This is a genomic window from Spartinivicinus ruber, assembly GCF_011009015.1.
GTDB classification, from domain to species: Bacteria; Pseudomonadota; Gammaproteobacteria; order Pseudomonadales; family Zooshikellaceae; genus Spartinivicinus; species Spartinivicinus ruber.
This window is the reverse complement of record NZ_CP048878.1, coordinates 1,237,692-1,262,116: the sequence shown is the minus strand read 5'-3', so window position 1 is coordinate 1,262,116 and position 24,425 is coordinate 1,237,692. Positions and strand designations below refer to the sequence as shown.

27 protein-coding genes and 4 pseudogenes are annotated in these 24,425 nt (G+C 36.8%); 19 read left to right on the top strand and 12 right to left on the bottom strand.

What is annotated here, in order from left to right; all coding sequences use genetic code 11:
* The first annotated feature begins 104 nt into the window (after positions 1-104).
* Both G4Y78_RS05870 and G4Y78_RS05865 read left to right on the top strand, forming a co-directional pair.
* A complete protein-coding gene (locus G4Y78_RS05870) occupies positions 105-629 on the top strand; it encodes a hypothetical protein (RefSeq protein WP_163832143.1) in 525 nt (174 codons plus the stop codon).
* Positions 630-898: 269 nt separating this feature from the next.
* Positions 899-1,396 (top strand): hypothetical protein, encoded by a 498-nt coding sequence (locus G4Y78_RS05865; RefSeq protein WP_163832142.1) that lies wholly within the window; start codon positions 899-901, stop codon positions 1,394-1,396.
* A gap of 78 nt (positions 1,397-1,474) precedes the next feature.
* Here the strand turns inward: G4Y78_RS05865 and G4Y78_RS05860 are convergent, their stop codons facing one another.
* The 3 genes from G4Y78_RS05860 to G4Y78_RS05850 all read right to left on the bottom strand — a co-directional run bounded on the left by G4Y78_RS05860 (position 1,475) and on the right by G4Y78_RS05850 (position 2,942).
* Positions 1,475-1,699 carry a DUF6316 family protein gene (locus tag G4Y78_RS05860; protein ID WP_163832141.1) on the bottom strand — a complete coding sequence of 75 codons (225 nt, stop codon included), beginning with the start codon at positions 1,697-1,699 and terminating at the stop codon, positions 1,475-1,477.
* A 268-nt stretch (positions 1,700-1,967) separates the two neighbouring features.
* Positions 1,968-2,444 (bottom strand): hypothetical protein, encoded by a 477-nt coding sequence (locus G4Y78_RS05855; RefSeq protein WP_222937649.1) that lies wholly within the window; start codon positions 2,442-2,444, stop codon positions 1,968-1,970.
* A 27-nt stretch (positions 2,445-2,471) separates the two neighbouring features.
* On the bottom strand, positions 2,472-2,942 hold the full coding sequence (locus G4Y78_RS05850; protein ID WP_163832139.1) for a replication protein P: 471 nt from the start codon (positions 2,940-2,942) through the stop codon (positions 2,472-2,474).
* Positions 2,943-3,040: 98 nt separating this feature from the next.
* On the opposite strand from G4Y78_RS05850, the gene G4Y78_RS05845 reads away from it, so the two are divergent.
* The 3 genes from G4Y78_RS05845 to G4Y78_RS05835 are packed head-to-tail and all read left to right on the top strand — an operon-like array spanning position 3,041 to position 4,931.
* Positions 3,041-3,376, top strand: a complete 336-nt coding sequence (locus tag G4Y78_RS05845; protein WP_163832138.1) for a hypothetical protein — start codon at positions 3,041-3,043, stop codon at positions 3,374-3,376.
* A gap of 10 nt (positions 3,377-3,386) precedes the next feature.
* Entirely contained in the window at positions 3,387-3,773 is a 387-nt protein-coding gene (locus G4Y78_RS30745; RefSeq protein ID WP_222937648.1) for a hypothetical protein, read from the top strand.
* A gap of 6 nt (positions 3,774-3,779) precedes the next feature.
* Positions 3,780-4,931 carry a tyrosine-type recombinase/integrase gene (locus G4Y78_RS05835; protein WP_163832137.1) on the top strand — a complete coding sequence of 384 codons (1,152 nt, stop codon included), beginning with the start codon at positions 3,780-3,782 and terminating at the stop codon, positions 4,929-4,931.
* Between the two features lie 159 nt (positions 4,932-5,090).
* On the opposite strand, the gene G4Y78_RS05830 is transcribed toward G4Y78_RS05835, so the two are convergent.
* The gene (locus G4Y78_RS05830; RefSeq protein ID WP_163832136.1) at positions 5,091-5,777 is read right to left on the bottom strand and encodes a substrate-binding periplasmic protein; all 687 of its coding nucleotides are present in this window, start codon (positions 5,775-5,777) and stop codon (positions 5,091-5,093) included.
* A gap of 284 nt (positions 5,778-6,061) precedes the next feature.
* On the opposite strand from G4Y78_RS05830, the gene G4Y78_RS31300 reads away from it, so the two are divergent.
* Positions 6,062-6,196 (top strand): hypothetical protein, encoded by a 135-nt coding sequence (locus tag G4Y78_RS31300; protein WP_268935054.1) that lies wholly within the window; start codon positions 6,062-6,064, stop codon positions 6,194-6,196.
* Between the two features lie 72 nt (positions 6,197-6,268).
* Here G4Y78_RS31300 and G4Y78_RS05825 read toward each other — a convergent pair whose 3' ends face one another.
* Positions 6,269-6,772, bottom strand: coding sequence for a DUF4234 domain-containing protein (locus G4Y78_RS05825; RefSeq protein ID WP_163832135.1), 504 nt, complete (start codon positions 6,770-6,772; stop codon positions 6,269-6,271).
* A gap of 431 nt (positions 6,773-7,203) precedes the next feature.
* On the opposite strand from G4Y78_RS05825, the gene G4Y78_RS05820 reads away from it, so the two are divergent.
* The 4 genes and pseudogenes from G4Y78_RS05820 (at position 7,204) to G4Y78_RS05805 (ending at position 9,944) form a co-directional block, all read left to right on the top strand.
* Positions 7,204-7,479 (top strand): RNA recognition motif domain-containing protein, encoded by a 276-nt coding sequence (locus tag G4Y78_RS05820; protein ID WP_163832134.1) that lies wholly within the window; start codon positions 7,204-7,206, stop codon positions 7,477-7,479.
* A 482-nt stretch (positions 7,480-7,961) separates the two neighbouring features.
* Complete coding sequence (locus G4Y78_RS31295; RefSeq protein ID WP_163831121.1) at positions 7,962-8,468, top strand: IS630 family transposase; 507 nt, start codon at positions 7,962-7,964, stop codon at positions 8,466-8,468.
* A gap of 23 nt (positions 8,469-8,491) precedes the next feature.
* Positions 8,492-9,019: pseudogene (locus G4Y78_RS31290) on the top strand (IS630 family transposase); the annotation flags it as partial.
* Between the two features lie 25 nt (positions 9,020-9,044).
* Positions 9,045-9,944: a DUF2167 domain-containing protein gene (locus tag G4Y78_RS05805; protein WP_163832133.1), complete on the top strand. Its 900-nt coding sequence runs from the start codon at positions 9,045-9,047 to the stop codon at positions 9,942-9,944.
* A gap of 170 nt (positions 9,945-10,114) precedes the next feature.
* Here the strand turns inward: G4Y78_RS05805 and G4Y78_RS05800 are convergent.
* The 7 genes and pseudogenes from G4Y78_RS05800 to G4Y78_RS31860 all read right to left on the bottom strand — a co-directional run bounded on the left by G4Y78_RS05800 (position 10,115) and on the right by G4Y78_RS31860 (position 18,201).
* Positions 10,115-11,049, bottom strand: a pseudogene (locus tag G4Y78_RS05800) (IS1595 family transposase).
* A gap of 83 nt (positions 11,050-11,132) precedes the next feature.
* On the bottom strand, positions 11,133-12,968 hold the full coding sequence (locus G4Y78_RS05795; RefSeq protein ID WP_163832132.1) for a DUF1631 family protein: 1,836 nt from the start codon (positions 12,966-12,968) through the stop codon (positions 11,133-11,135).
* An 82-nt stretch (positions 12,969-13,050) separates the two neighbouring features.
* The gene (locus tag G4Y78_RS05790; RefSeq protein WP_163832131.1) at positions 13,051-13,416 is read right to left on the bottom strand and encodes a PilZ domain-containing protein; all 366 of its coding nucleotides are present in this window, start codon (positions 13,414-13,416) and stop codon (positions 13,051-13,053) included.
* A gap of 451 nt (positions 13,417-13,867) precedes the next feature.
* Entirely contained in the window at positions 13,868-14,530 is a 663-nt protein-coding gene (locus G4Y78_RS05785; protein WP_163832130.1) for a hypothetical protein, read from the bottom strand.
* A gap of 14 nt (positions 14,531-14,544) precedes the next feature.
* Positions 14,545-16,353: a zinc-dependent metalloprotease family protein gene (locus tag G4Y78_RS05780; RefSeq protein WP_163832129.1), complete on the bottom strand. Its 1,809-nt coding sequence runs from the start codon at positions 16,351-16,353 to the stop codon at positions 14,545-14,547.
* A 288-nt stretch (positions 16,354-16,641) separates the two neighbouring features.
* Entirely contained in the window at positions 16,642-16,953 is a 312-nt protein-coding gene (locus G4Y78_RS05775) for a putative signal transducing protein (RefSeq protein ID WP_222937647.1), read from the bottom strand.
* A 189-nt stretch (positions 16,954-17,142) separates the two neighbouring features.
* Positions 17,143-18,201 (bottom strand): annotated as a pseudogene (locus G4Y78_RS31860) (IS4 family transposase).
* A 545-nt stretch (positions 18,202-18,746) separates the two neighbouring features.
* On the opposite strand from G4Y78_RS31860, the gene G4Y78_RS05760 reads away from it, so the two are divergent.
* The 9 genes and pseudogenes from G4Y78_RS05760 (at position 18,747) to G4Y78_RS05725 (ending at position 24,094) form a co-directional block, all read left to right on the top strand.
* Positions 18,747-19,715, top strand: coding sequence for a glycosyltransferase family 2 protein (locus G4Y78_RS05760; RefSeq protein ID WP_163832126.1), 969 nt, complete (start codon positions 18,747-18,749; stop codon positions 19,713-19,715).
* 31 nt (positions 19,716-19,746) lie between these two features.
* The gene (locus G4Y78_RS05755) at positions 19,747-21,024 is read left to right on the top strand and encodes an ArnT family glycosyltransferase (protein ID WP_163832125.1); all 1,278 of its coding nucleotides are present in this window, start codon (positions 19,747-19,749) and stop codon (positions 21,022-21,024) included.
* Positions 21,002-21,394, top strand: a complete 393-nt coding sequence (locus G4Y78_RS05750; RefSeq protein WP_163832124.1) for a hypothetical protein — start codon at positions 21,002-21,004, stop codon at positions 21,392-21,394. The genes G4Y78_RS05755 and G4Y78_RS05750 overlap by 23 nt, the downstream gene beginning before the upstream one ends.
* A 317-nt stretch (positions 21,395-21,711) precedes the next feature.
* Entirely contained in the window at positions 21,712-22,269 is a 558-nt protein-coding gene (locus G4Y78_RS30740) for a hypothetical protein (protein WP_222937646.1), read from the top strand.
* 149 nt (positions 22,270-22,418) lie between these two features.
* Entirely contained in the window at positions 22,419-22,598 is a 180-nt protein-coding gene (locus G4Y78_RS05740; RefSeq protein WP_163832122.1) for a transposase, read from the top strand.
* Complete coding sequence (locus G4Y78_RS31285) at positions 22,595-22,723, top strand: hypothetical protein (protein WP_268935053.1); 129 nt, start codon at positions 22,595-22,597, stop codon at positions 22,721-22,723. The genes G4Y78_RS05740 and G4Y78_RS31285 overlap by 4 nt, the downstream gene beginning before the upstream one ends.
* A gap of 25 nt (positions 22,724-22,748) precedes the next feature.
* A pseudogene (locus G4Y78_RS31855) lies at positions 22,749-23,117 on the top strand (IS3 family transposase); the annotation flags it as partial.
* Complete coding sequence (locus G4Y78_RS05730) at positions 23,093-23,563, top strand: IS3 family transposase (RefSeq protein WP_230425704.1); 471 nt, start codon at positions 23,093-23,095, stop codon at positions 23,561-23,563. The pseudogene G4Y78_RS31855 and the gene G4Y78_RS05730, both read left to right, overlap by 25 nt.
* Positions 23,564-23,782: 219 nt before the next feature.
* Entirely contained in the window at positions 23,783-24,094 is a 312-nt protein-coding gene (locus G4Y78_RS05725; RefSeq protein ID WP_163832120.1) for a hypothetical protein, read from the top strand.
* Positions 24,095-24,425 lie beyond the last annotated feature (331 nt).

Sequence of the window (24,425 nt, the reverse complement as noted above, 5' to 3'; positions counted from 1 at the left end):
TGTACATCAACTTCCTTCTATCTCCTCGATTAACTGGTACTGGTATAACATTTGCGTCATACAGAGAAACGGATTAAATAACTTCAATACATAGGTCGGCAGAAATGAACGCATTACAATCAATCAAAAAGTTATTGTTTTGCAGTGTATTAGTATCTAGCTTTCTCTTTATTCCAATAAAGGGGTTTTCAGCGCTCTTACTATTCCAAGTAACAGATACCAATAACCCAATGCTTTTATCAGGCATGTTTAGTGTCGATAATTCTGACTCAAATTATGGAACTGGTTTTCAACCCTTAGTTGACTGGGCTTTTTTTGACATGGAAGGTATACCAGGTATTTATACTCCCGTCGATACTATTATCAACGCAATGGCTTTTATTAACTTATCAAACTTTACTTTATCTACACTTGACTTTAGCTCTATTGATACCGTTATCCCACCTACTCCCCCTAGCGGCAATAGCCTTACCCTTAACCCTGATAACACTTGGACTTCAAATAATATAAATGGTAGTTATATTGTTAGATTAATTAGAGTTCCTGAGCCTAAAATACTATCACTATTCCTGATGTTACTATTAGCCTGTTTAATTTTTTACAAGCAAAAGCCGCCGCTCCGTAAGTAGTAATAAAGGGGCTATGCCCCTTGCTGTATTCCGATATGAGATTATACTATTGCCACATATAACTTAAAACTATTTAAGAGACTTATACTACAATATAGTAGCTTTTTTTAGCCTTGAAATCTTCCTTCCTTATTAAGAAATGTTTTCAATATCCAATTTAAAGCCTATAAAAAAAACGCGCATTTAATTCGTATTTGATGTACCCTTGAGTTATAGAAATCTACTAAGATGATTTAGTTATAGCCATTGAAGTAAAGATGTATAGGCCTATGTCAGAAAAACTTCCAGTAAAACACCTCAAACTTTATAAGCTAGGAGAAATTCCTCGCTCTGAATTCATTGACATCCCAACTAATAATACAGACCTGTTAGACCAAGAAAAACGCGGTTTTTTCTTTAAGTTATTGCGAACCCCCAAACCTCAAAGAAAATTTGAACCTAAAATTTCAAAAAAAGCAAAACACTTAATAAAGCTAAATGCTGCAGTTTGGCTTCACTTTGTTACACCGCCCAAACAAAAAGTTGCATTTATGCTTGTTTATAAAGATTTGATAGATAAGTTTGGTGTAATTGTTGAAGAAGTGGGCCCTACACACAAGACGTCAATAATGTTATCAAACAAAGTAGAAATAGAGTATACAGGAGAGATTGAGTTTCTAAGGGCTTATTGTACGGGAATCAGTTCAGGAGAAATAGTAACTGCTGAAGGACTGAATATAAAAAGAATGACGTCTACAGAGGATATCGCCATAGAAAAACTGGCATAATTTCTCTTCAATTCAGTACATACTGTCACCAAAAGAAAGTGATAAAACTAATGGTAACAATTTATATAAAAAATTTCATTATAAACTAAAGAATAACTTTAAGGTTGCAGGGTGTGAATTCAATAAAAAATCCAAATACTGGTTTACTCCTTCCGAAGCCTGCTCTTTCGAGTCATAGGGACCCAAAGTTTTACCTTCTCTTGTTTTAAAAAACCAGCCATTTTTTCCTTTAAAACACCTATCATCACGTTTAGCTAAATATGCTTGATCTTTATCAAGGTCATCTTTTCGAAAAAAAGCCATAATGTCACCTCAAAACTTTATAAGATAACTACCAGCCAAACTAATTGAAGCTTCTTATAATAGGCAATATTTATACCACTAACCAATTACCTATTATCGCTTCACATTAAGTAATTTTTATCCTCATGGACTGTAAATTATATTGTCACATAACTAAAGTAAGCTTGATTGATTTTACTATCTAAAGAACTTACTAGCTTTTCACCTCAACCAACAAAATATCTATTTTTTGGGCACTTTCAAACTAAACGCGGGTTTTTCAATTAAACTAAAGCATTTCCATTAAATTACTATTCTGATGATTAACACTACCCGCCTGCTGTATCAGGCTATGTTTATTAGTTGGTCCAGCAGGCGTATGGCCATGGGTGGATAAGTCTAAAAAAGCCTGCTCAACCACTGTCATAAATTCCGACAGCAGTTGCAACACATTGTCACTTTCATTCCCCAACCAGACTTTGCCGCCGTCTTTGACTTGGGCGATTTGCTTCAGTTTGGCCAGGCTGTGTTTAATCCCGTTGATATGCTCTTGCATATCGTTACCTACGACAGTATGACTATCATTGCCTGTAGCTACCTTTAAATTATCAATAGCGGCTAATTCAGCTGTACCACCGGAATGGAGTTTAAGAGCTCCCATTGCCTCAATGGCTTTGGTGCCGCCAATCGTTTCAGTGCTGTGCTCGGTAACCTTATTGATGTACGACTCTTGATCATATTGCTTCGCCGCTTTACTCCCGACCAACAATCGATTGGCGAAGCAATTCTTTTTTCATCTGCCTAACATTCCCTTAATTGCTGCCATGGCATCTGTTTTATTGTTTAAGTGGTTTAAGCCTGCTTGTTGAATGGATTGTTGTTGCTGTTGATCGTGGTAAGCCTTGTTTCGCTCAGCAATGGTTTGTTGTACTTGGCCAGGTAACGCTTTGGGTATATCACTGATTGGCTCACCCTTGAGTATTTTCTTGGTGATAATGTCGTAGTTTCTCGTGAAGACAGGCAGTATGTGTTTTTCTGCCATTGACTTTAATTCAAAGAAACCGGTTTGTTTTGCTGCTTCGTATACAGCTTGGTGTGACCATTTGGCTTTGCCAGGGTTAAGCTCATGGGCGTGTTTGCATGCTTCAAGGTAAGCCGTTTCTGGCTCAGGTAATCCCAAATCTTCAGGTTGAGGTGTACACCATTTGATGAACGTGCCAGGAGCAGGAAAATATTTATCATCAATTGACCTGGCTTTGAACAAATCAGAAGTATTGAAAATGACTGTAAAAAATCAGGAATGCCACCCCCTCAAGATTTTCAAGGTGTTTTCTATGTGCACTATTTAGGAGCTGTTTAATTATGTTGACTGTTATGCGTCGTGTCGGTGAATCCCTGAAGGTTGGGGATTACCGGCTGGTATTGCGAGCAAGGAGTGTTGGAGGAGTAACGCTCACTACTTTACATCGGGGGAAAGTGAGTATTAAGGATATTGAGTTTGGCCATCCCCTAAAGCTGAATCATGAGATAACTGTTTACCCCTATCCTACTAATAGGGAGAGTTTATCTAAATCAACGAAGCAGGCAAAGCTAAGTGTTAGCGCACCTAAGCATGTAATTATACTGCGTGACGAGCTTGAAACAGACTTCTGTAGAAGTAATAAAGCCAAACAACCCTTTATTGGGGTAATGAGTTAAGGAGAGTGTCGTGCTTAAGTGGATAAGAGCTACTAAATATCGGCAATTATTCAATGTAAGCGTTATTGAGTTTAACCAACGAAGAAACAAAGGAGAATGGTTAGAAGAACGAGAATATCGAAAAGCAGCTGATGGTAATTTTTGGGTAAATTTCGCTTACCTTTACGAACATACTGACCACGAAATACAGGGGCTAGATCAAGACATGTTACAGTGGGTTAAACTAAAAAAATATTATGAGTTATCAGGTGATACTGCAAATGCCTTCTACCATAAAAAAAGTAGGGGCATATGGAAAGAAGGTTGTGAATATCGGAAGGCAGCAGATGGTGTTATCTGGGTTAACCTCAAAGAAGTGAATAACTTTGCTGCAAAAAGTACTTATACATATAGATAAACCACCATGAGTGAAATTGACGAAATCATTAAAAACATCGAAGCTCCTGCTGGCCTAGAGCTTCGAGTACTTAAGTCTACCGTTAGCTGCAGGATTTATTTTTCTTACAAAGGAGTCAAATGCCGCGAAACGATTACATGCAGAAAAATATCTAAGTTAGAAACACCTACCCACAAGAAGCACTTTACTAATGATATCAAGAAAGACATTGTTTATGCCGACAGTAAACGTGGGTCAATAATTTACGAAATTCAGCGTCGAACATTTAAGTACTCCAACCACTTTCCTGATTCAAAACGATGCGCCCTGTTCGGTGAAACATACCATGACAGTGTTACTGTAGGAGACTTGCTGGAAGAGTACTTGCAAAAAGTTGATAAGCTTAAGGAGAAAAGCACGGCTCGAAATTACACAAAGTCTATTACAGGTCAACTGATGCCCTACTTCCGTGATACACCTGTTCAGGAGCTTAAGCCAAAACACATAAGGGAGTGGATGTATAATAAAAGCTTGTCTTGTAAGCGTAAAACCATTGTTAACAACCTAATTCCCCTTAAGCAGGTACTTAAGCAGGCTGTTGCAGATAAAGTCATACTGCGTAGCCCTCTTGACGACATTGATATTGACCAGGAGATTGTCAAGGAAGCCAAAGAAAGTGAGTATGAATGCGATCCATTCAACATCAAGGAAATTGAGCAAATCTTATCTCATATGGATGGCCAGGTTAGAAATATTTTTACAACAGCTTTCTTCACTGGCATGCGTACTAGCGAACTGATCGGACTTACTTGGGAAAAAGTAAACTTTAGAGAAGGCTATATCCTCGTAGACCAGGCTAACTATACGCTTAACAAAGATGCCTATGTATTCCACCACCCCACCCAAAATAAGCCATGGGCAAATGATAAACAACTAAGGATGACAGGTTGGATGCCAGCCATGAAAAGGTCAGGTGTACGATATAACCCTTACCAAACAAGGCATAGCTTTGCCTGTCTGATGATTGCTCAAAATGAAAACCTATTCTGGCTTGCAGGGCAATTAGGCCATAAAGGAATAGAAATGCTTAACAGACATTATGGCGCGTTTATTGAGCAAAGCGGGGAAAGATACCAGCCGAAACAGGGATTCGCTGATGTTTCGGCCAAACTATTCTAGTTGCTTGTTTTTTAACTTGTCTAATACTAAAAGATAAAACCCAGCTAAAATAAGTTGGAGCAAAATGATGTTGTTTTAAACTTCAGGCAATACGGTGGCTAGGAAGACTTATAAGTGTTTGTGGTGAGGTATCTTTGATAAAGTAACCTTCTATTCATTTTAATGCAATGTATCATTTGCAATTTTGTGCCAAGTTCCATCAGTTTTCATTTTGCGCAATGCCTTGGCTAGAAGATTTACTATTGCTTTGTGTTTATTGTGCACATAAAGAAACATTGGCTTAATGGCGAGCGGTGGTTTACTTTCAGCAAGTAATTTGAAATGATGATGTTTAATAATATACCTACCGGCATAACGCTCATATAATGCAATATCAACCCTTCCATAGTTAGCCATTTGCATTAATTGTTTAGGAGAAGATACTTTAGTAATTTCAGCGCTAGGAGGGACATTATTTTCATAAATTTTCCAACCAATAATCATTCCGACCTTTACTGATTTGAGTGAACCCCATTTCATGTCAGTAATAACAGGTTGCCGCATAAAACCTACAAAGTGATAGTCAATTACTGACTCAGGAACTTGTATCAGGTTTTGATACTTTTTCTGTAGTCCTGCTATTCGTGGGATTTCACCATCACTCACCCCATCATTTGCCATATGCAAAGCTCTTTCCGCTGGCAACCTGATCAACTCAACTTTAATGTCTAACCGGTTAAATAACTCTTTGAGCAAATAATCAAAAAAACCTTTTTGATCTTCAGTTGAAAATGGTGGTTTAATTGAAGTGTTAACCTTAAATAAACTAGCCCCGTTAATAGGATTAGAAAACGCTATAAGAGTCAAACATAAGCCAACTATTAGATGTAGACTCCATGAGATTCAACCTAAACAATTTAACACTGAAAACAGCTATTATTCTGTTTTGAGTGTATTTAATGAAGATAGAAGCTATGTGGAGTAAAGGGAAAATAAAGACCATTTTTTTAATATAATCATGTGCCCACAACCTTATATGCCACGAACAAATGATAAACAACCAAAGATGCCAGCCATTAAAAGGTCAGGTGTGCGATATAGAAACCCGTACCAAACAAGACATAACTTTGCCTGTCTTATGATTGATCAAAATGAAAACCTATTCTGGCTTAGGCCATAAAGGAATAGAAATGCTTAACAGACATTATGGCGCGTTTATTGAGCAAAGCGGAGAAAGATACCAGCGGAAACAGGGATTCGCAGATGTTTCGGCCAAACTATTTTAGTTGCTTGTTTTTTAACTTGTCTAATACTAAAAGATAAGCCCAGCTAAAGTTAGCTGGGTTTATAAACTATTTTTAAGATTGTCTACCATCAATCATTTGGTTGATCTTACATTGTAGATAAATAACACCAAATAAAAAGGTTAATCCTCCACCTATCCAAAATTCGCTATCTTTAGAAACATTTTCAATAATATGCAGTCTATCTCTAATCGCATATATCCAAATAAATGTACTAATTATTGAGCCTATACCAATTAGGTTTTCTAGCATGATTAAGCCGTTGTTAGTACTTTCCACAAAAACCATCATATAAATAGTCATTAGGTAGTCAATTATACATATCGAAATAGCTGTATTTGTTAGCTCAGTTGAAATTTTTTTATTACTACAAACAGTATTGATTACTTTTGTCCTTGTATACAACCAAACATAGACGTAAATACCACATGTAAAAATTGCTAATAAAAATACTGCCCATGCACTGAGTCTTGGTAACTGCAATATTCCATTATCTTTTGAGGAGTCAGCTTCTAGATTGGTATTAGGAACTGAATAAGGACTTTGATCAACACTCATATAGAACTCCAGGTTATATACTAGCCGATTGAAATAAGAAATCGTGCTTAGCAAGCTAGAGGAGATACTAACAGCCACCCGAAGTTTAATCAACGCGATACAAAAGTCTAATTGACTGATTTTATTACATTTTTTCCAAGAATCTGACTACACAGATAGAACAAAAATCAACGCTGCACTATATCAAAAATTATAAGAGATAATGTTGTCAAAGCATGGTAGTATCAGCACTTGACTAAGTTCATTAGTAAGTCCTGTCTTGATAGAAGCTTAGCGAACCTATCCGCTACTTTCTCTTTCCTGAAATTTCAGAACTGTAAATCTTTGCTGTTTCCATGAACCTGTCAATCCTTGTTCTCTATCAAGCAGTTTGTGTGGTTGGCTGCTGGTAGAGTGATTCCTATCAACACACATTATATAGAGAAGCATTCATGAAAATGTACGTTGGCAACCTGTCATACAATGTCACAGCCGAAGATTTAAAAGAAACCTTTTCCGCTTATGGTACCGTAGCAGATGTAACGCTGATTACTGACCGGGATTCTGGCCAGTCTAAAGGCTTTGGCTTTGTCGAAATGGAGAATAACTCAGAAGCGGACGCCGCCATCAAAGGCTTGAATGGTAGTAACTTGCAAGGCCGGGATATGAAAGTGAATCAGGCTCAACCAAAATCTAACAGCCGCCCACAGCGTAGACCTAGGTATTAGTACTTAGATCTTTGAATTTAATTTGGTGAGGAAGCACTTTTTATCTCACCAAATTGGCCAGATGTTGATTCATCTTTTACACTGATTAGAATAGTTTGAACCTGCTAAAAATTTAAATGAAATCAATACTCTAGGCAGGTCTAAATGTGTAAAGTAGGAGGAATTACCTTCCCCATTTTTCACCCTAATGTTACAGTAGACTATAAATAGCTTTATAGAATAAATATTTACGCTTTTATGACATCAACTTCAATTCCCGCCGCCTCCACCACTTCCACTCACCTTAAATTTACTAAAATCCCTTTAAAATCAACCACTTAGAACATTACCTGAAAACCTTACAGGGTGAGGTTTTGTCTAGAAGTGGGTACCAAATTCACACGAAATTCACACGAGAAATTTCTCTCTAATACCAATCGTGGTAAATAATCTGTAAAATACCTGGTCACAGTATTTCACTTAATTTGACTAGGAATTTAATAATGGCAAGGATTGCTTCTATTCCAGATGAATTGTATGACTACGACTTTGATGCCTTACTGAACAGAGAGCCACATCCAAGAACACGGCTTCGCTTATTAGCGATGGCTCATTTACAAGCAGGTTGGTCTCAAACTGAAATAGCACGAGCATTAAGGAAATCAAACAATACCATTCAGGACTGGCTCAACCGTTTTAGACGAGATGGCCTTGAAGGACTTTATGAACAACCCGGTAGAGGAAAAAAACCGTTTCTTTGTCCTTCACAATATAATGAATTTAAAGCAGCGGTTATTACCTTACAAAACCATCGTCAAGGCGGTAGAGTTCAGGGTAAAGACATACAACAGTTGCTGCTGGAACAATTTAATATAGACTACAGCTTAAGTAGTATTTATGAGGTATTGCATAAAGCAGGACTTTCTTGGATTACATCAAGATCTAAACATCCTAATCATAGCCCAGATAAACAGCAAGCATTTAAAAAAACTTTGAAAAAGAGGCCTTAAAAGTACTTCCCTCATGCGTTTCTCCAGATAAAGTTGATATTTGGTTTCAAGATGAAGCCAGAGTGGGTCAGCAAAATACCTGTACGCGTATTTGGGCAGAGAAAGGTACGCGTCCACGAGTGGTAAAGCAACAACAGTTTGAGTCAGCTTATCTCTTTGGCGCTGTGTGTCCTGCTAAAGATAGAGGAGTGGCTCTTGTATTACCTATTGCTAACACAGAAGCAATGAGGTTGCACTTAACAGAAATTTCAAAAGCCATTTCTAAGGGAAGACACGGACTGGTTATCGTTGATCAAGCGGCATGGCATACGACTCATCGCCTAGAAATACCTGCGAATATCACGCTATTAAATTTACCACCCGTTTCCCCAGAGCTTAACCCGGTAGAGCGGATATGGGAAAAACTGAGAGAAGATTCACTGGCAAATCGTTGTTTTAAAAATTTCAATGATATTGTTGAGTCTTGTTGTGAGGCATGGAATGTATTTGTGAATAAGAAAAATAACATTAAAAGCTTGTGCTCCAGATGTTGGGCTGTTTTAACAAGCTAATAAACAGGATTGGTATAATTGCATTATGACAATCACAGTAAAAACTTTTCTTAGCTTTTTAATTTTAGTCTTATCAAAATTTTCTTTTGCCAACGGTAAAGAGGAGTTATCTCCAGAACAAGAAAAGTATGTTGCTTGGGCAAAAAATATTTGGGAATCTCTTAACAGACAAACAGGTAAAGTTAAATTACCTGGTGCCTCAGCCACTTTAAATGTACCAGAGGACTTTTATTATCTGAATCCCCAGGATGCAGAAAAAGTTTTAGTCGAAGTTTGGGGCAACCCCCCTGGCCAAACCACATTGGGCATGCTACTCCCTGCTGATATAACTCCTTTTGATAGTGGCTCTTGGGCAGTGACTATTGAGTATGAAGAAGATGGCTATGTGTCAGATGAAGATGCCGATGATATTGATTACACTAAGCTGCTTCAGCAAATGAAGCAGGATACCCGGGCAGCCAGTGAAGAACGAGCTAAGCAAGGTTATGAGTCCATCGAGTTAATTGGTTGGGCTGCAAATCCCTACTATGATAAAACATCTCATAAACTCCATTGGGCAAAGGAAATTAAGTTTGGTGATGGTCAAGATGGCAATACACTTAACTACAATATTCGTGTGCTAGGTAGAAAAGGCGTATTAGTACTGAATTTTATCGCCGGCATGGAACAGAAACCTTTGATTGAGTCCAAATTAGATTCTGTATTAGCCCTAGCAGAATTTGATCAAGATGCCAAGTATAGTGACTTTAATCCTGATATTGATAAAGTTGCTGCGTATGGCTTAGGTGCCTTAGTTGCTGGAAAGGTTTTAGCTAAAACTGGTTTGCTTGCTGCAGTTTTATTATTCCTTAAAAAGTTTGGTGTTTTTATCCTGCTAGGTATTGGTACTTTATTTAAGTCTGTTTTTTCACGAAAAAATCCCTAGTATAAGGCGGGATTTAAAAAACAGTGCTCTATTCATTGGTAGTAGAGCACTGTTTTTGATTATTTAAACAAAACAAGCTCAACTATACATTTTAATGGGAGCCTCTAAAAATTTAAAAATAATCCAAGTTTTTTATATGATAGCTTAAATTTTCCTAATTATCATCATACCTAAGCTATATTTAGTAGCTTACCTGGTAGTGGAGGTGTTCTCAGTGCTACAAATGCTAGCCTAGGAATAAATTCTACTAAGCTAAATCTTCGATTAAATCGATACTGAAATTCAGCAAGATAACGTTGTGCATATTTAGCGCGAATAGCATGATAAGTACTACGTAAAGCACTTTTTAAGTTTCCAAGGATGGTGTTAACCCAATAAAATTCAGGTTCCTCTACTGATGCACGACCACCACCGCATACAATTTTATCATGAAGACAACCTGCTTCTATGACACCATTAAAACAGGCCAGTCCATCGGAGATTACGGTACTGCCCTTGGCCAAATTCTGCCTACTCCAAGCCGTTATCTCTTCTTTATTAAACCCTTTTAAAATGCTCAGTTTAATTCGTGTCGGTTGACCTTGTTTTGTTGTTTCTACGGCTGCTACAAAAGGTATTTTCCCATCTGCTCCCTACCTCTTTTGCAACCTGTACGCTCACCACCAAGATAGGCATCATCAATTTCAATAAAACCCGACAATTGCTTGGTGCCTTCTCTTTCTTGCATCACTTTCATGAGCTTATGTTTCATTCTCCAGGCAGCTTGATAGGAAATACCTAAATGGCGATGTAATTCTATGGCTGATATACCTTTTTTGTCTTGGGAGATCAAATACATCCCTTGGAACCAAGTCTTTAATGGTAATTTGGTTGATTCAAAGATAGTACCTGCAGTTACAGATGTTTGCTGGTGACATTTATAGCACTGCTGAAGCTTTCTAGTAGTGAGTTGACAGCATTTGTCGTATCCACAATTGGGGCACTGAAAACCTTCTGGCCATCGCAATTTGTATAAGGTATTAAAGCATTGTTCTTCTGTACCATATTGTTTGAGAAACTCGTTTAAACTCAGGCCTTTTTGAAATTGAACTTTGTTGATAGCCATTATTTATACCTTCTCAATTAAGTTTCCATGCTGTTCAAATATACAGCAGTTAATGGCTTAGGTATAGTGATAATTAGGTAAAGTTAAACAACATCATTTCTTTGTTGCTGTACAATTTTAGCTAATTGATCCTCAAACTTTTCTCCTTTACTAAGTATTTTAGCTTGCTTCCCAACGAACAGTTCTAGCAAAGCCTCATAGGAATACTCAATAACTTTAATACCGACTTGATTTACAAAAATATATCTTCCAGACGAGCTGATACACACGGCTAACTTACAACGAGTCAAAATGCCATCATTATTAGGTATTTCAAGCCAAGAACCTATAGACAACTGGTCTAATAATGACTCCGCCAATTCCTGAGATTTTTTCTGTTGTAATTTTTTCTCTTTCGCTAATGCCTCAGCTTCTTTTATCGCTTTTATGGCAGCAGCTTTTTTGATTTGTTCCTCTGCTTCAATTCTTTCCTTCCTTTCACGTTCAAGCCGAGCATTTATCTCATTTTGCTTATTTTTTTCCTGCTTAGCCCTTTCAAGGTTACTTTCATAATAATTAATCAAATCATCTACTGTTTGCACAAAAGATAAGTTAAATGGCGGAGCAACTGACAATGGCTTAGCTATTTTTGATGTTATACAGATAACAAAGTCATCAAAACTCTTTTGCATGACTTTATGCCCATAACGATTTACAAATAAAAGTTGCTCTGTATCCAACATTTTTAATGCTAATTTACAGCGAATAGTTTCATCGTCTGTGATTGAAAACAAAAACCAGTCATTCTCCTTAAACGATATTGCTTTTTGACTTAATGATTTACTGACAGTTGTCTTAATATTTTCAACCTCACCAGGTACTGTTAGCTCTTTAACTTCAATACAAGTAATTTCTATTCCTTTTAACCTCTGCATTAAATACATTTCAAGAGTATCAATAAACTCCTGATATTCATCCATAGAACAAGTATTAGGGATTGTTGGTAAGCTTATGTCTTGAAGTATAAGAATTATATCATCATAGAGCTGATTTTGTAGCTCTTGTTGAGGTTGAAAAACATGAGGTAATTTTTTGAGTATAGATACCCACTTATTCCAAGTTATCGATTTTTCTCCCTGATTGATCAGTATATACTGAAATTCATTTTTCCAAATATTATGTATAAATTCTGCAATATCTTCAGGAAGCATTTGTTGAGCAAGATTTTCATTAATAATATTGATAACTTTTTTTTGAGCATGAGCAATTATTGCTAAACCAGCTTCGGCTTTGCAAGTTCTCATCTCAATATTTTTAGCTCGCTTTATTTCATCAGATAGATATAGAAAAAAATCTTGTTGATATTTAGCAAGAGTATCTAGATAAGCAGTAATTCCAGCTGTATTCTGAGGAATAATAGCTGTTATGGCCGAAATGATCTTTTTAAGTTGTTCGGGAAACGAGCTAGAAATTTTACCCTGTTGAGGATACCAAGTAGTACCTTGACTAAATATATTATCTACCAGACACCGCATAGGGTGATTCCTATTACAGTACAAGGTATCATCAACAAGAGCCGTAATAAGAAATGGTAAGTGTAAAGACAAAATTATATTAGTCAGGGCTTTATCAAAACAGGTTTGATTGACGATATGTAGAAACAGTCTTTCTGCCAATATTAGCCTTATTTTAAGTTCAGATGTTATACCGGATTTTTTTAAGTACAGTGACTTATCAATCATTACCTGTAACTCTATTCCATCACTAGGGGCATCTAATGTTAGTTCAGAAAGTATCGGCAATAAAATATCGAAAGAGGAAATAGGATCAAGGGTGTTAGGTAAAGGTAACTCACTACTACTGATGATACTCAACAAGTTAAGCAGTTGATTGATATCACCCTTCAGTATTTTGTTAGCGTTTACATCAATTTGCGACATACAATTGTATAGAATAAATTAAAAACTCAATTATCATCTTTACTCCTAATAGTTTCACTAAAAAACCATCAGATTACTGTAATTATAAATTACAACGCTCAGCTATTATCTCCTTCCATTTCTGAATATCGGTTCCATCAGATTCGAATATCTCCAAACCAATTGAATACTCATTTCCACTTTCAAGCTTTTTTGACCACTTAACTTCAGTGACCAATTGCAAACGACAGCTTGGTGACTCCAGTTGTACACAAGTAGGGTAAATGCTACCAATTACTAAGTCTTCGCTACTGGTGATTCTCATCCCATTAGCGGAAATATCGAGGCTATTACTAATAATAATTCTGGAGGGTTCAGTATTGTCTACAGAAGCGGCTGAGGTTTGAATATAGACTACCTCATGAGCGGTGAGTCTATATTCCTGGCGTTTATCTGGATGTTGTACCATGATAGTGTATTATAGATTCCATGAAGTTATCTCGCAAAGTACCACTTACTTCCAGCTGCTGAAGGGCTTCTTTTTAACCACTCATTCATTGAAATAGATTTGTAATATTTTTCGCACTCAATTCGCACTCAGTATATTTTTGGAAATTTTATCATTAAAATCAATTAGTTAAGTGCCTTATACAAACATTCAATTCCTGCGATAAACAAAGCGGACTGCGCTACCGTAATCCATACCAAACTAGGCATATCTACGCCTGTCTTCTTATAGCGAGAAATGAAAACCTATTCTGGATAGCAAGCCAAATGGGACACCAAGGCATTGAGATGATTAACAGGCATTATGGAATGTTTATTGAGGAGGCCGGAGATGATAATAAATATCATCCAAACTATGAATGGTAACCTTAACAAAGTTGACTATATTCAAGTATAAATTAATGAAATATAACTTATTTTAATTGAGACATTTCTTCTTCAGACTCATGAAGAAAATCTTCTTCATTTTTTAAGTTATTTATCCAACCAAGACCATTTTTTGCTTCTAGGGTATAAGACTCTATGCCAGGAGAAAAGTTGGCAGAAACATAACTGCCATCATCTGAGATAGTCATGCTGAATCGATTGATTTGCCCTTTTTGTAAACCATCAAAGGTACCTGTGATACGCTTTATACCTTCAAACTCAGTAATTGAGCTAATTTTACCTGTATATTTTTGTCCAGCATCAATAAATGAAATATGAAAGGCATGCCCTACTTCAAATTGATTTAATGCTTGCGTTTCAAAACGAATGAAGCTTCGGCCATCATGAAGTTGCCGGTCACTGAGATAATCAAACTCTTTTTTTACAGATTCTATTTCGGCAGGTTGAGTTAATACTGGAACAACAGTGGTGGTTGCAATTGAGGTGGGCGAACTCTTTGCTGCATTACTAGCAGGTAGATTTGTTAAAACTGAAGGAGTTGACTCATTGTTTTTAAAAATAGCTGGAGGGAGCTCGCTATTAGTACTGCTATTACGATCAGGAGTTTGAGTGATTGAGAGGCCTAAAAAGGCCCCTATCACTATAGCTATTGAAACAACTAGAACTCCTGCCAGCTTTTCTTTACTCATTGAGCTATCAACCTTTAACGGTATGAAGCTACCTTTGATGAAAACTCATTCATTGCTCTTACTGCATCTATCTGTCCCTCGATACCCATAGGGATACCGTGGGCTTCTGAGAAGCGCTTCGGCGTGGCATAGAAAGGAGTTGCATTACCACCCATCACACTTTTAACTACATTATAACCTACAGCATAGTTGCCATTTGTATCACCATGATTAACCCCATGGTGAAGACTCATATTGTGTCCAAACTCATGGCGCATTACAGTCGTGCCACAATTTATTGAGCCTGTTCCAACCATATTGTATGAGCTAGCTCCGACCCAAGCTAATCCACAACCATCTTCGGTTCCCTCATAATATATGGCATCTGCTTTTAGCTCGTTTCTCCAAGACTGTACCAGCTTGTCGTTACGCAGCTCACTTAGGGGATCACCTAGTTTTTGCCAATTGCTCTTAGCTTGTACTTTCTTAAGGCCAACCATTCTCAAGCGAAAATTTGCACCAGAGTTTTCAAGAGCTTCATTAGTTAAGCTGAAACTTTCAAACATTCTAGCCCTTGCAGCACTCTCCCCTAGCTTTGAAGCTACCTTGTCGCTATAGAGCATCAATATATCAATCACTAGGGTTTCTTGTTGCCACAAGCCGTTTTCATCAACCTTAAATGAAACCGTCTGCCCATTTTCAATGTTCACTGTATTATCATTGTTATTATTTATCCCATGAACATTAAAAGACCATTCAGCATCAGTTTTAACCGTTACACGAGTATTTTTAGGTGAAGGGTATGGTAAATATAAATCACGAACCCAGTTACCTTTACTAAACTCAATGATTGAGTTTGGTCTAACTAATTGGGGTACTCGGCCATTGACCAATTCTTTAGCCTGATAAACCTTAACTGGGCTTTTAGTTACTTCCCATTGCTCATTTTCAGCAATGTAAGTTAATTCGTATTCATCCCCTGTATTTAATTTCAAGGACTGGTAATTATTAATATTTGCCCCATCAATAGTCGCCGTCCATGTAGCATTTGATTGCAAAACTACCTTGTCTCTATTGCCTGCAACAGTTGGAAGATGAAGAGTACGTACCCAGTTGCCATCATAAAATTTTACTTTTGTACGTGGAGAAGTTGGTGAAGACATGTGGCTAGTTGCATCTTTAGCCGTTAAAGAACGCACTGGCGCTTTTTCTAATAACCATTTCTGAAAGCTTTTATCAAACTTGAATACGTATTCGTCGCCCGTTTTTAGGAGAGTCGTACTTTTATATAGTTGATTAGATGAGTTTATTTGAGCACTCCATGTGGCATTTGACCTAACAACCACATAATCACCATCAGAAGCCTGGCTTGGTAATGTTATCTTACGCGCCCAGTTACCATCTGATAAATTATAGAAAGTTACTTTAGTTGGATTATTTGGGATAACGGCTCCACTGTCATTTGGAGTTAAGTAGCTTATATTGTTTCCCTTAATTACCCAGGAGTTTTTATTATTGCTATAAGTAAATGAATAACTATCATTTCTTGAAATAACAATCTCTTTTAATGGGATGCCTACAGAGCCTGTATCTAAATAAGATTTGAATCCAGCGTTAGAGCTTATGGCAACTTGAGAGCCATTAGCTGGAGTCATTGGTAAGGTTATATTTTTAGTCCAGTTACCATCATAAAGTTTAAAGGTGATTTTATCATAGCCAGATGGCAAAACCCCTCCACCGTTGCTATTAGGTGTAAGGCTGACTTCATTAGCATAAGCAAGGTTTAGGGTTGCAGAAGTACATACTAAGACCCCTAAAAAATACTTAAGACTCTTCTTTGCCATGTAGACTCTCCTTAAACTCAACGCGCACAATTAAAAGTGATCAGATATTAATCACTTAAAGATCTTTAAGCGTGATCGAGTTCACATACAGATTAAAATTTGATCTGATCAAGTTTTAATCTGAGATAGTCTTCACAAAGATGGTTAAAAATTGATCACGAATGCCATACAAACACATATAGGGAAAGAAGAGATTAAGTCATGCAACTATGTACAGCTATGTACAGGACAAAAGAGTGAATAGTTGATAAAAATCAATCGGCTAGAGGCAAATTGATTAGGTGTAACCTACTGATTATGGTCAGATTGGCAATTCCAACAGATATCAAACGACCCCTCATTCATTTCACCACACCTCTCACACATCCATCTAGACTCAGAGGTCCCATCAAACGACCCCTCGATTAACTTAAGTGCTTTATCATAATCACGATCATCGACTACCCATAATTCCAACCAAGTCTCCATCGGTGGCAAACTACCGGCTGAGCTCCCTAAAAACTCATTTTTCAACTGAACATCAATACTATTATTTTCTAAAATGTTTTTTGCATTTTCGACCAAGAAGCGATTTTCATTGGTATAAACAAGTTTCATCATTATCATCCAGAGATTTTTACACGGATAAAGATTTTGTCCTCAAGCTAGTCTTTGTTAACACTAATTAGCCTATCAGCATATTATGCCAATTACATTCATGCCCAGCAATATAGAGGAAAGCATTAATAATTTGTAAGTTCGTTGTATTGTTACAATACCTCGTTGCCGAGGTGGTAAGTGCTCAATAAGCTATGTACAGGACAAAACATTTAAACAGCACTGAAACTGCTCTATTTTAGTTCTTCCTTCAACTAATAGCCGGTGTAAGTAGTCGATTCCGATACGAAATAGGCTTTTGGACTTCCGGCCATGCTTTTTTAACTTGATAGGCTTAAGTGTATTTTGCCAAATGCCTAATGTGAAGCACCAGCCAAATGCTAATGCCAATACAAAAAATAGCTTATCTAGTCGCTCATAATGCTTTAGGTGAGTCGCTTCTAAATTGAACCCTCAGCTTTTTAAGCAGCCAAATAACGTTTCAATCGACCACCTTATGGAGTAGCGCTCGATAGCTGTTTTTGGCTGATCGTTGTAGCAACGATAACTCGCCCTTGCTTACCCATCATACAGGATAAATAAACAGGAATTCCCCAAATCTCTCGCTGTTTGTTTAAGCTCATCCGTTCACCTTGTTGCAAACCAAACATTCGACTAACAGGAAATTGTTGATTTCGGTGTTTATTCCACACCTGAGTATTGTTGGGAATTCTCACACAAAATGGAATTTCCTCATCAACCAAAAACTGCAGCCAGTCCTTACCTTTGAATTCTCTATCAGCTGTTAAATAGGCTATTTTTTTTAGTATCAAATACATACAAAAAGCGATTGATTAAAGCTTTTCGCTCGTCTGTATTGGAATTTCCTTTTTTTGGTAATAATACCCAAAATAAAGGGATTGCTAGTCCTTTGTGCGCAACGGCAAGCACCATAAAGTTAATTTTCAATGAACCGAATTGCCAATTAGTCCGGTCCAAACAAAGTACCCAAGCATCCTCAGGGCAAAACCACTTAGCTAACACTCGAGCACATTGATCATAGTCCAGCGTAAACTCTCTTAAAAATCGCTGAAGCCGTTTATAATTGGATGCAGGTAAGGCCGTTCCATAAAAAACGTGTGCTACTTGAGTCAGGTTCGTCGAGCGAACTTTCAGCAATGCAATTATAAATTGAGCAAGTAGTACTACTCGGGCTTGATGCCAGCCAAAAACCCCTTTACGCTCTTTGGCCAGTGAGTTGATCTCTCTCATTTGTTGTACAATTCTTGATGGTTTGGTGACCTGAATTGTAATGACAAGGAGGGATCAACTCACCTCTAACCGATTGATTTATCTCAGTAAAATGCTATTTTGTCCTGTACTTAGGTTCATTTCAACAAAACCAAAGCCCACACCTGATAGAAAAAACCAATAAACATACATTATCTATGAGAGATTAATAATAATGATGTTACATAAACAACTTTTCTGGCTAGATCTAGCAACAATACTTGAAACTCCCCCACTGCAGACAACTATAATACAAGTGAATATCCGATAAATAGATATAAGATGTCTTCTTTGACAAAAGGGAAATCACAGGTTGATTCCAAGCTGTATTATTTGCTCACCCCTTATTTTTTATGACCATGCTTATTGTAATAGCTCGCTACTCCTCACCAGTAGCAATGCATGAAGCTTAGAATTATAAAATAAATAGCCTAACTTTTTTGATAAAATCGCTTGTTATTACTATTATTTAAAATACTAGTTGATATCAAAAACTATGTTGTTATGAGTTATTCTGATTATCATCCATGAAAAAAATAGCTGTTGTCATTCCTGCATTTCGTGCATCTAAGACCATCAATAAAGTGATTAAATCCATCCCTGATTATGTTGATAAGATTTACATTGTTGATGACGGCTGCCCTGATAATACAGGCCAATTTGTTGAATCCCAGCAGAAAAATGATCGACTTGTAGTTATTTATAATAGTACCAACCTTGGAGTAGGAGGTGCAGTAGTTACTGGATACCTCAAAGCTTATGAACAAGGCTGTGACATTGCTGTAAAAGTTGATGCAGATGGACAAATGGACTGTAATAAAATTAGAACTCTAATACAGCCTATTATTGAAGGTCTTGCAGACTATACCAAAGGTAACCGGTTTTTCGAATTGTCATACTTAAAAAGTATGCCCAAAATACGCTTGTTTGGCAATGCTACCCTATCTTTTTTTAATAAGTTATCCAGCGGATATTGGAATATAATGGATCCTACCAATGGGTTTACTGCAATACACCTTTCCTTACTAAATTACATAGATGTAAAAATTCTTGATAAACGATATTTTTTTGAAAGCGACCTACTATTTCGATTAGGGACAATCAAAGCTGTGGTTAGATATATCCCTATACCTGCTATCTATAATAATACAATAAGCTATCTTAGCATCAATAAAAGCATAATAGAATTTCTTATTAAACACCTGAGGAATACACTGAAAAGGGTTTTCTATAACTACTTCCTACGTGACTTCAACGTTGCGAGTATTCAACTTGTTGTCGGTCTCTTATCACTACTGTTTGGAACAATATATGGTGCTTTCAACTGGGTAGAAAGTATTACTACTGAAACCACACAACCCTTTGGGGTCATCATGATTGCCACTATGCCTATTTTTTTTGGAGTGCTACTGCTAATTAATGCTATCAACTGGGATATAAATCAAATACCCTCTCATCCGCTTCATCCCTACTTATCTATAAGTCCTAATGAATAGAAAATACATAATCACCGTCATAGGTGCGTTTGTGTTTATTATCGCTATGGTCACTCGGCTATCATTTGTTAGTACTATGACTCCTGCTGTTTCAATGGGATCTGATGCATATAAATATACTATGATAGCAATCAACCTCATTAACCGCTTTCAGTATCATTATGATCCAGCATCGGATAAGTCTATATCCTGGATTTATCCTGGCTACCCCTTATTTTTAACTGCAGTCATGTCTCTGAAACCTGTAAACAATAATTTTGTTGACAACATAAAGTATGTCCACAGCCTTCTTTGGGGAGGAATTTGTTTGCTGATTTATATCATCACCTTTCGAATCAGCAACTTAATATCAGCAGTTATTGCTGCAATGTTAACTGCATTATCACCCCATTTGGTCGTTATCAGCGGATATATCTTGACTGAAACTTGGTTCAGCTTTCTACTTATTTTAGTACTTTACCTATACGCTCTCTGGTTACGAAAGCACTCAATGACACTATTGATTTTAATGGGTTTAGTAGCAGCTGCAGCAACATTGACTCGGCCAGTTTTTATGCTAGCTCCCTTAATTTTATTTTTTATGATGGGATTTTTCAAAACAAATGAAGCACAGGTCGATCGAAGGAAACAACTTATACTACTAATTGTTTTTATCACAGCCTTAAGTCCTTGGTATATATGGAAGCATAATAGTCAGCAAGTCAAGGATCAAACTAGTCTTTTACGCGAAGCTTTTCATTATGGAAGCTATCCTAACTTAAGTTATGGAGCAGGGCCAAGAGTATCTCCTCGCCTCTCTGACTCGCAATATATGAAAGTGTCGGATGACTGGCAACAGGTTTTAATCCATGTTAAAAACAGAGCATTTAAGCAACCAATGGAGTTTATTCATTGGTACGTAGTTGATAAATTTATAACCTATTGGCAATGGGATATTATCCAAGGTCAAGGTGGGCCTTTCATTTATCAAGTAAATAACAGTATCTACGACTATAATCTATTCCACAAAAAAATATTGAAAATTTTTGAAGAAATGCATCCCTTACTTATTATATTAGCATTTATTTATGCCACACTCATTTTATACAGACAAGCTAAATTCAGACTAAAAGAAACTCCTTTAACTCTATTTATAGGAATCATCTTATTCTATTATTCAGCCGTTCATATAGTGCTCACACCACTCCCTCGTTATGCGCTACCTCTATATCCATTAATTTATATGATGGCAAGTTTAGCTTTAGTAAAACTAGGGACTACTTTGATAAATAAATTTAGCAAGCCATATGAAAAAGTTAACCCTTATTGAGCTTAATGAATTTAACACAGACCTACTTAAATTAGCGGTTGAAACTCACCAGTTAGTCACGCTATCTAAACTCCTACAAATGCAACATAGTCAATTATTCTGTAATGAAAAGGTTGAGCACTCAGGCCTTGACCCATGGGTACAATGGGTATCAATTCACACTGGAAAACCAGCCACACAACATGGTGTACTACGTTTAGGGGATGTTCCAGGAGTTAAGCATCGCCAACTATGGGAAATATTGAGCCAGAATGATGTTAGTAGTGGGGTTTGGGGGGCAATGAATAGTTCAAAAGGTGTTGCTGAAAACTGTCGTTTTTTTTACCAGACCCGTGGACATTTTCAGAACAAGCATTTCCTTCTCACTTGAATGGATTGCTTAACTTACCCAGATATTACTCTAAAAATTATCTCGACACAGCTTTATGGCCATTGATAAATAAATCAACCAACTATTTTATATATCAAATAACTCAAGCGTCACTTTTATCAATAGTCAATAAAATAATTCAGCTTATATACCTTATTTTTAAAAGCCGCTTACATAATTGGGGTTTATTTTTATTATTTGATTTAATATCAGTACTTAACTTCATTGGTTGGTGTAAAAAATCCAATACGGACTTTAACTTAATTTTTATTAATAGCCTAGCACATGTACAGCACCATTACTGGAGTCAAGACAGTTTGAATACAGGTCCACTCAAAATATGTTTACAGACTATAGACAAGATTCTATCACTGCTTTTTAATTTTTTTGACAAAGTCCCTCTGCTAGTTTGTAATGGATTAACCCAAGCTCAAGTACCCAGTAACTCGCGTAAAGTATTATATCGTCAAATTAACCCTGAGCAATTTTTGCGTAATATAGGTGTTTCATTCAAGAAAGTGGAACAACTAATGACCAACGATGCCCATATTTTTTTTTCATCTGTAGAGCAACGAGATCAAGCAGCCAATATTTTATCAACAGCAAAAGTAGGAAACCAACAATTATTTGAAGTTGATCCATCAACGGATAGTAACAAATTATTTTTTCAAGTTATTGTTTGGGATGAACTTGCTCATGATTCCATTCTCCTAATCAATAATAAGCAATATGCTTTCTTTGAACACTTTAAGCCAGTTGTCTCACGCACAGGTGCTCATATTCCTTATGGAGACATTTTTTATCGTGATTTTAACCTCCCAACTCATATGCCCAACTACGAGCTTTATCAACATATTACCGAGTATTTCTCCTAGCTACCTAACAAGTTGTACACTTTTTTGACTTTGAAGACTGATTACCTTATAAACTCCCCCCAATCATGATTAGGCTCATATGTTGTGGCTTAATAAATTTGTACACCTAACTGTATGGTATCATCCCACCATTGATAGAGGTACAAACATTGAAAAAGCCGAATTATTCAACAGAATTTAAAGTTGATTCAGCTAACCTGGTCATTTACCAAGGTTACAGTGCCAAAGAAGCCGCAGAAGCAGTGGGTGTCAGTGAGTCAGGCAAGCCTGATTGCAAAAGAGCTTGCTTTACGCGTGGATCAACCAACAGGCTGTCAGGGAAACAATGAGCAAAGATCAAAAACAAACAGAGGCTCAGAAGATCAAGGTTCTAGAGGCTGAGAATAAAAAGCTAAAATCTGAAAATGCCTTACTAAAAAAGGCGGCAGCATACTTCGCGAAAAACCAGATGTGAAGTATCCAATAAACAGAGCTGGTCTATAGCCTTACAGTGTAGGGTTTTTCGTGTTTCTCGGTCAGGCTATTATAAATGGAGCCATTCAGTTGCGTCACAAAGGATAAAGCTTAATGAGAAGCTGGATACTGATATTATCGAGTTATTTGAACACCATAAAGGTCGTTATGGGGCTCCTCGCATTACTCAAGCCCTAAAAGACAACGGAGAGCGTATAAATCACAAGCGGGTTGCAAAGCGAATGGTTGCACTAGGGCTTCGAGCTAAACAAGCGAGGAAGTTCAAGGTTACAACGGATAGCAAGCATTATTTACCGGTCGCTGAAAATAGCTTGCAACAAGATTTTAGTGCCAGTAAACCCAATGAAAAATGGGTAGGCGATATAACCTATGTGTGGACCACAACAGCTGGCTGTATTTAGCCATCGTGATAGATTTGTTTAGCCACCAAGTGATCGGTTGGTCAATGTCGAAACAGATTAATAAGGCGCTTGTCTGTGATGCACTGTTGATGGCCTTGTGGCCTAGAGGTATTCCGAAAGGGGTCATCGTACATACTGACAGAGGTAGTCAGTATTGCTCTAAAAAGTACCAGCAGCAGCTTACAGACAACAAACTTATCTGTAGTATGAGTGGCAAAGGCTGTTGTTACGATAATGCCGTTGCAAAAAGCTTTTTCCATAGCCTAAAAGTGGAGTGTGTTTACGATTATACTTTTAGTCATCGTGAACAGGCAAAAAAGATAATTTTTGAGTACATTGAAATTTATTATAATCAGCAAAGATTGCACTCATCTATTGGTTACAAAACACCAGTAGGATATGAGCAGCTATGCACCTAAATTCCTAATGACAAGTGTCTGCTAAATGGGGGGGGGAAGTTCGAAGAGATAGTTACAATCAGCATAAATTTTAACCTAACAGTAACTTTTCACCAAAAAGAAAACATTTTGTTATGGGTCTGTAATCACCTTAGAAAGATTATTTAATCAATGCTCTATCTACCCCAAGGCTGCTAAAATTTGTACTAATACTATTGTAATGATGTTCAGGAATATAGTATGGATTACTTGCTAACCAATAAGAGTTCAAAAATACTGTACGCTTGCTCGATTCCAATGGCTTTTATTTTTGCTTACTGGACACAAAAAGACTTTGCACCATCAGGGCATGGACAACCAGGCTATTATGATGGGGTAATCTATCTTTTACTAATTTGCCCAATAGGATTCATACAAGGATTTATTTTTACTCCTTTTATAGTTATAGGTTTAAATAAAAATGCGTCACCAAGAAGTAAAGCTATCATCTATGCCCCAACTATAGTGACTCTGATATCATTTTTTTATTTGTTCTTTCGAGCTTCTTTATAAGAAACTAATTGTGATAATGTATAATAAATTACAGCATATTCTTTCCTCACTGGTTGATATAAAAAGTACTAACAAAATCAATAAACTATAATAACTTCTGATAAATTAGAGTTATCGGCAGGCTTTTGAAAGACTACAAGAGAGATGAGTGGGGGATGAAGCACTAATAACAACACTAGCAGTCTATCAAGACTGAAATAAAAATGTATTTTAAAGTTAAAAGAATACACCCTAAATCTTCGTAATAAATAAAAGCGTATTTACAATATAGTTTTCTTTTGTAAGCTCATAGACCTTATCTATTGTTAATATAGTGAGTGTTTTTACACCC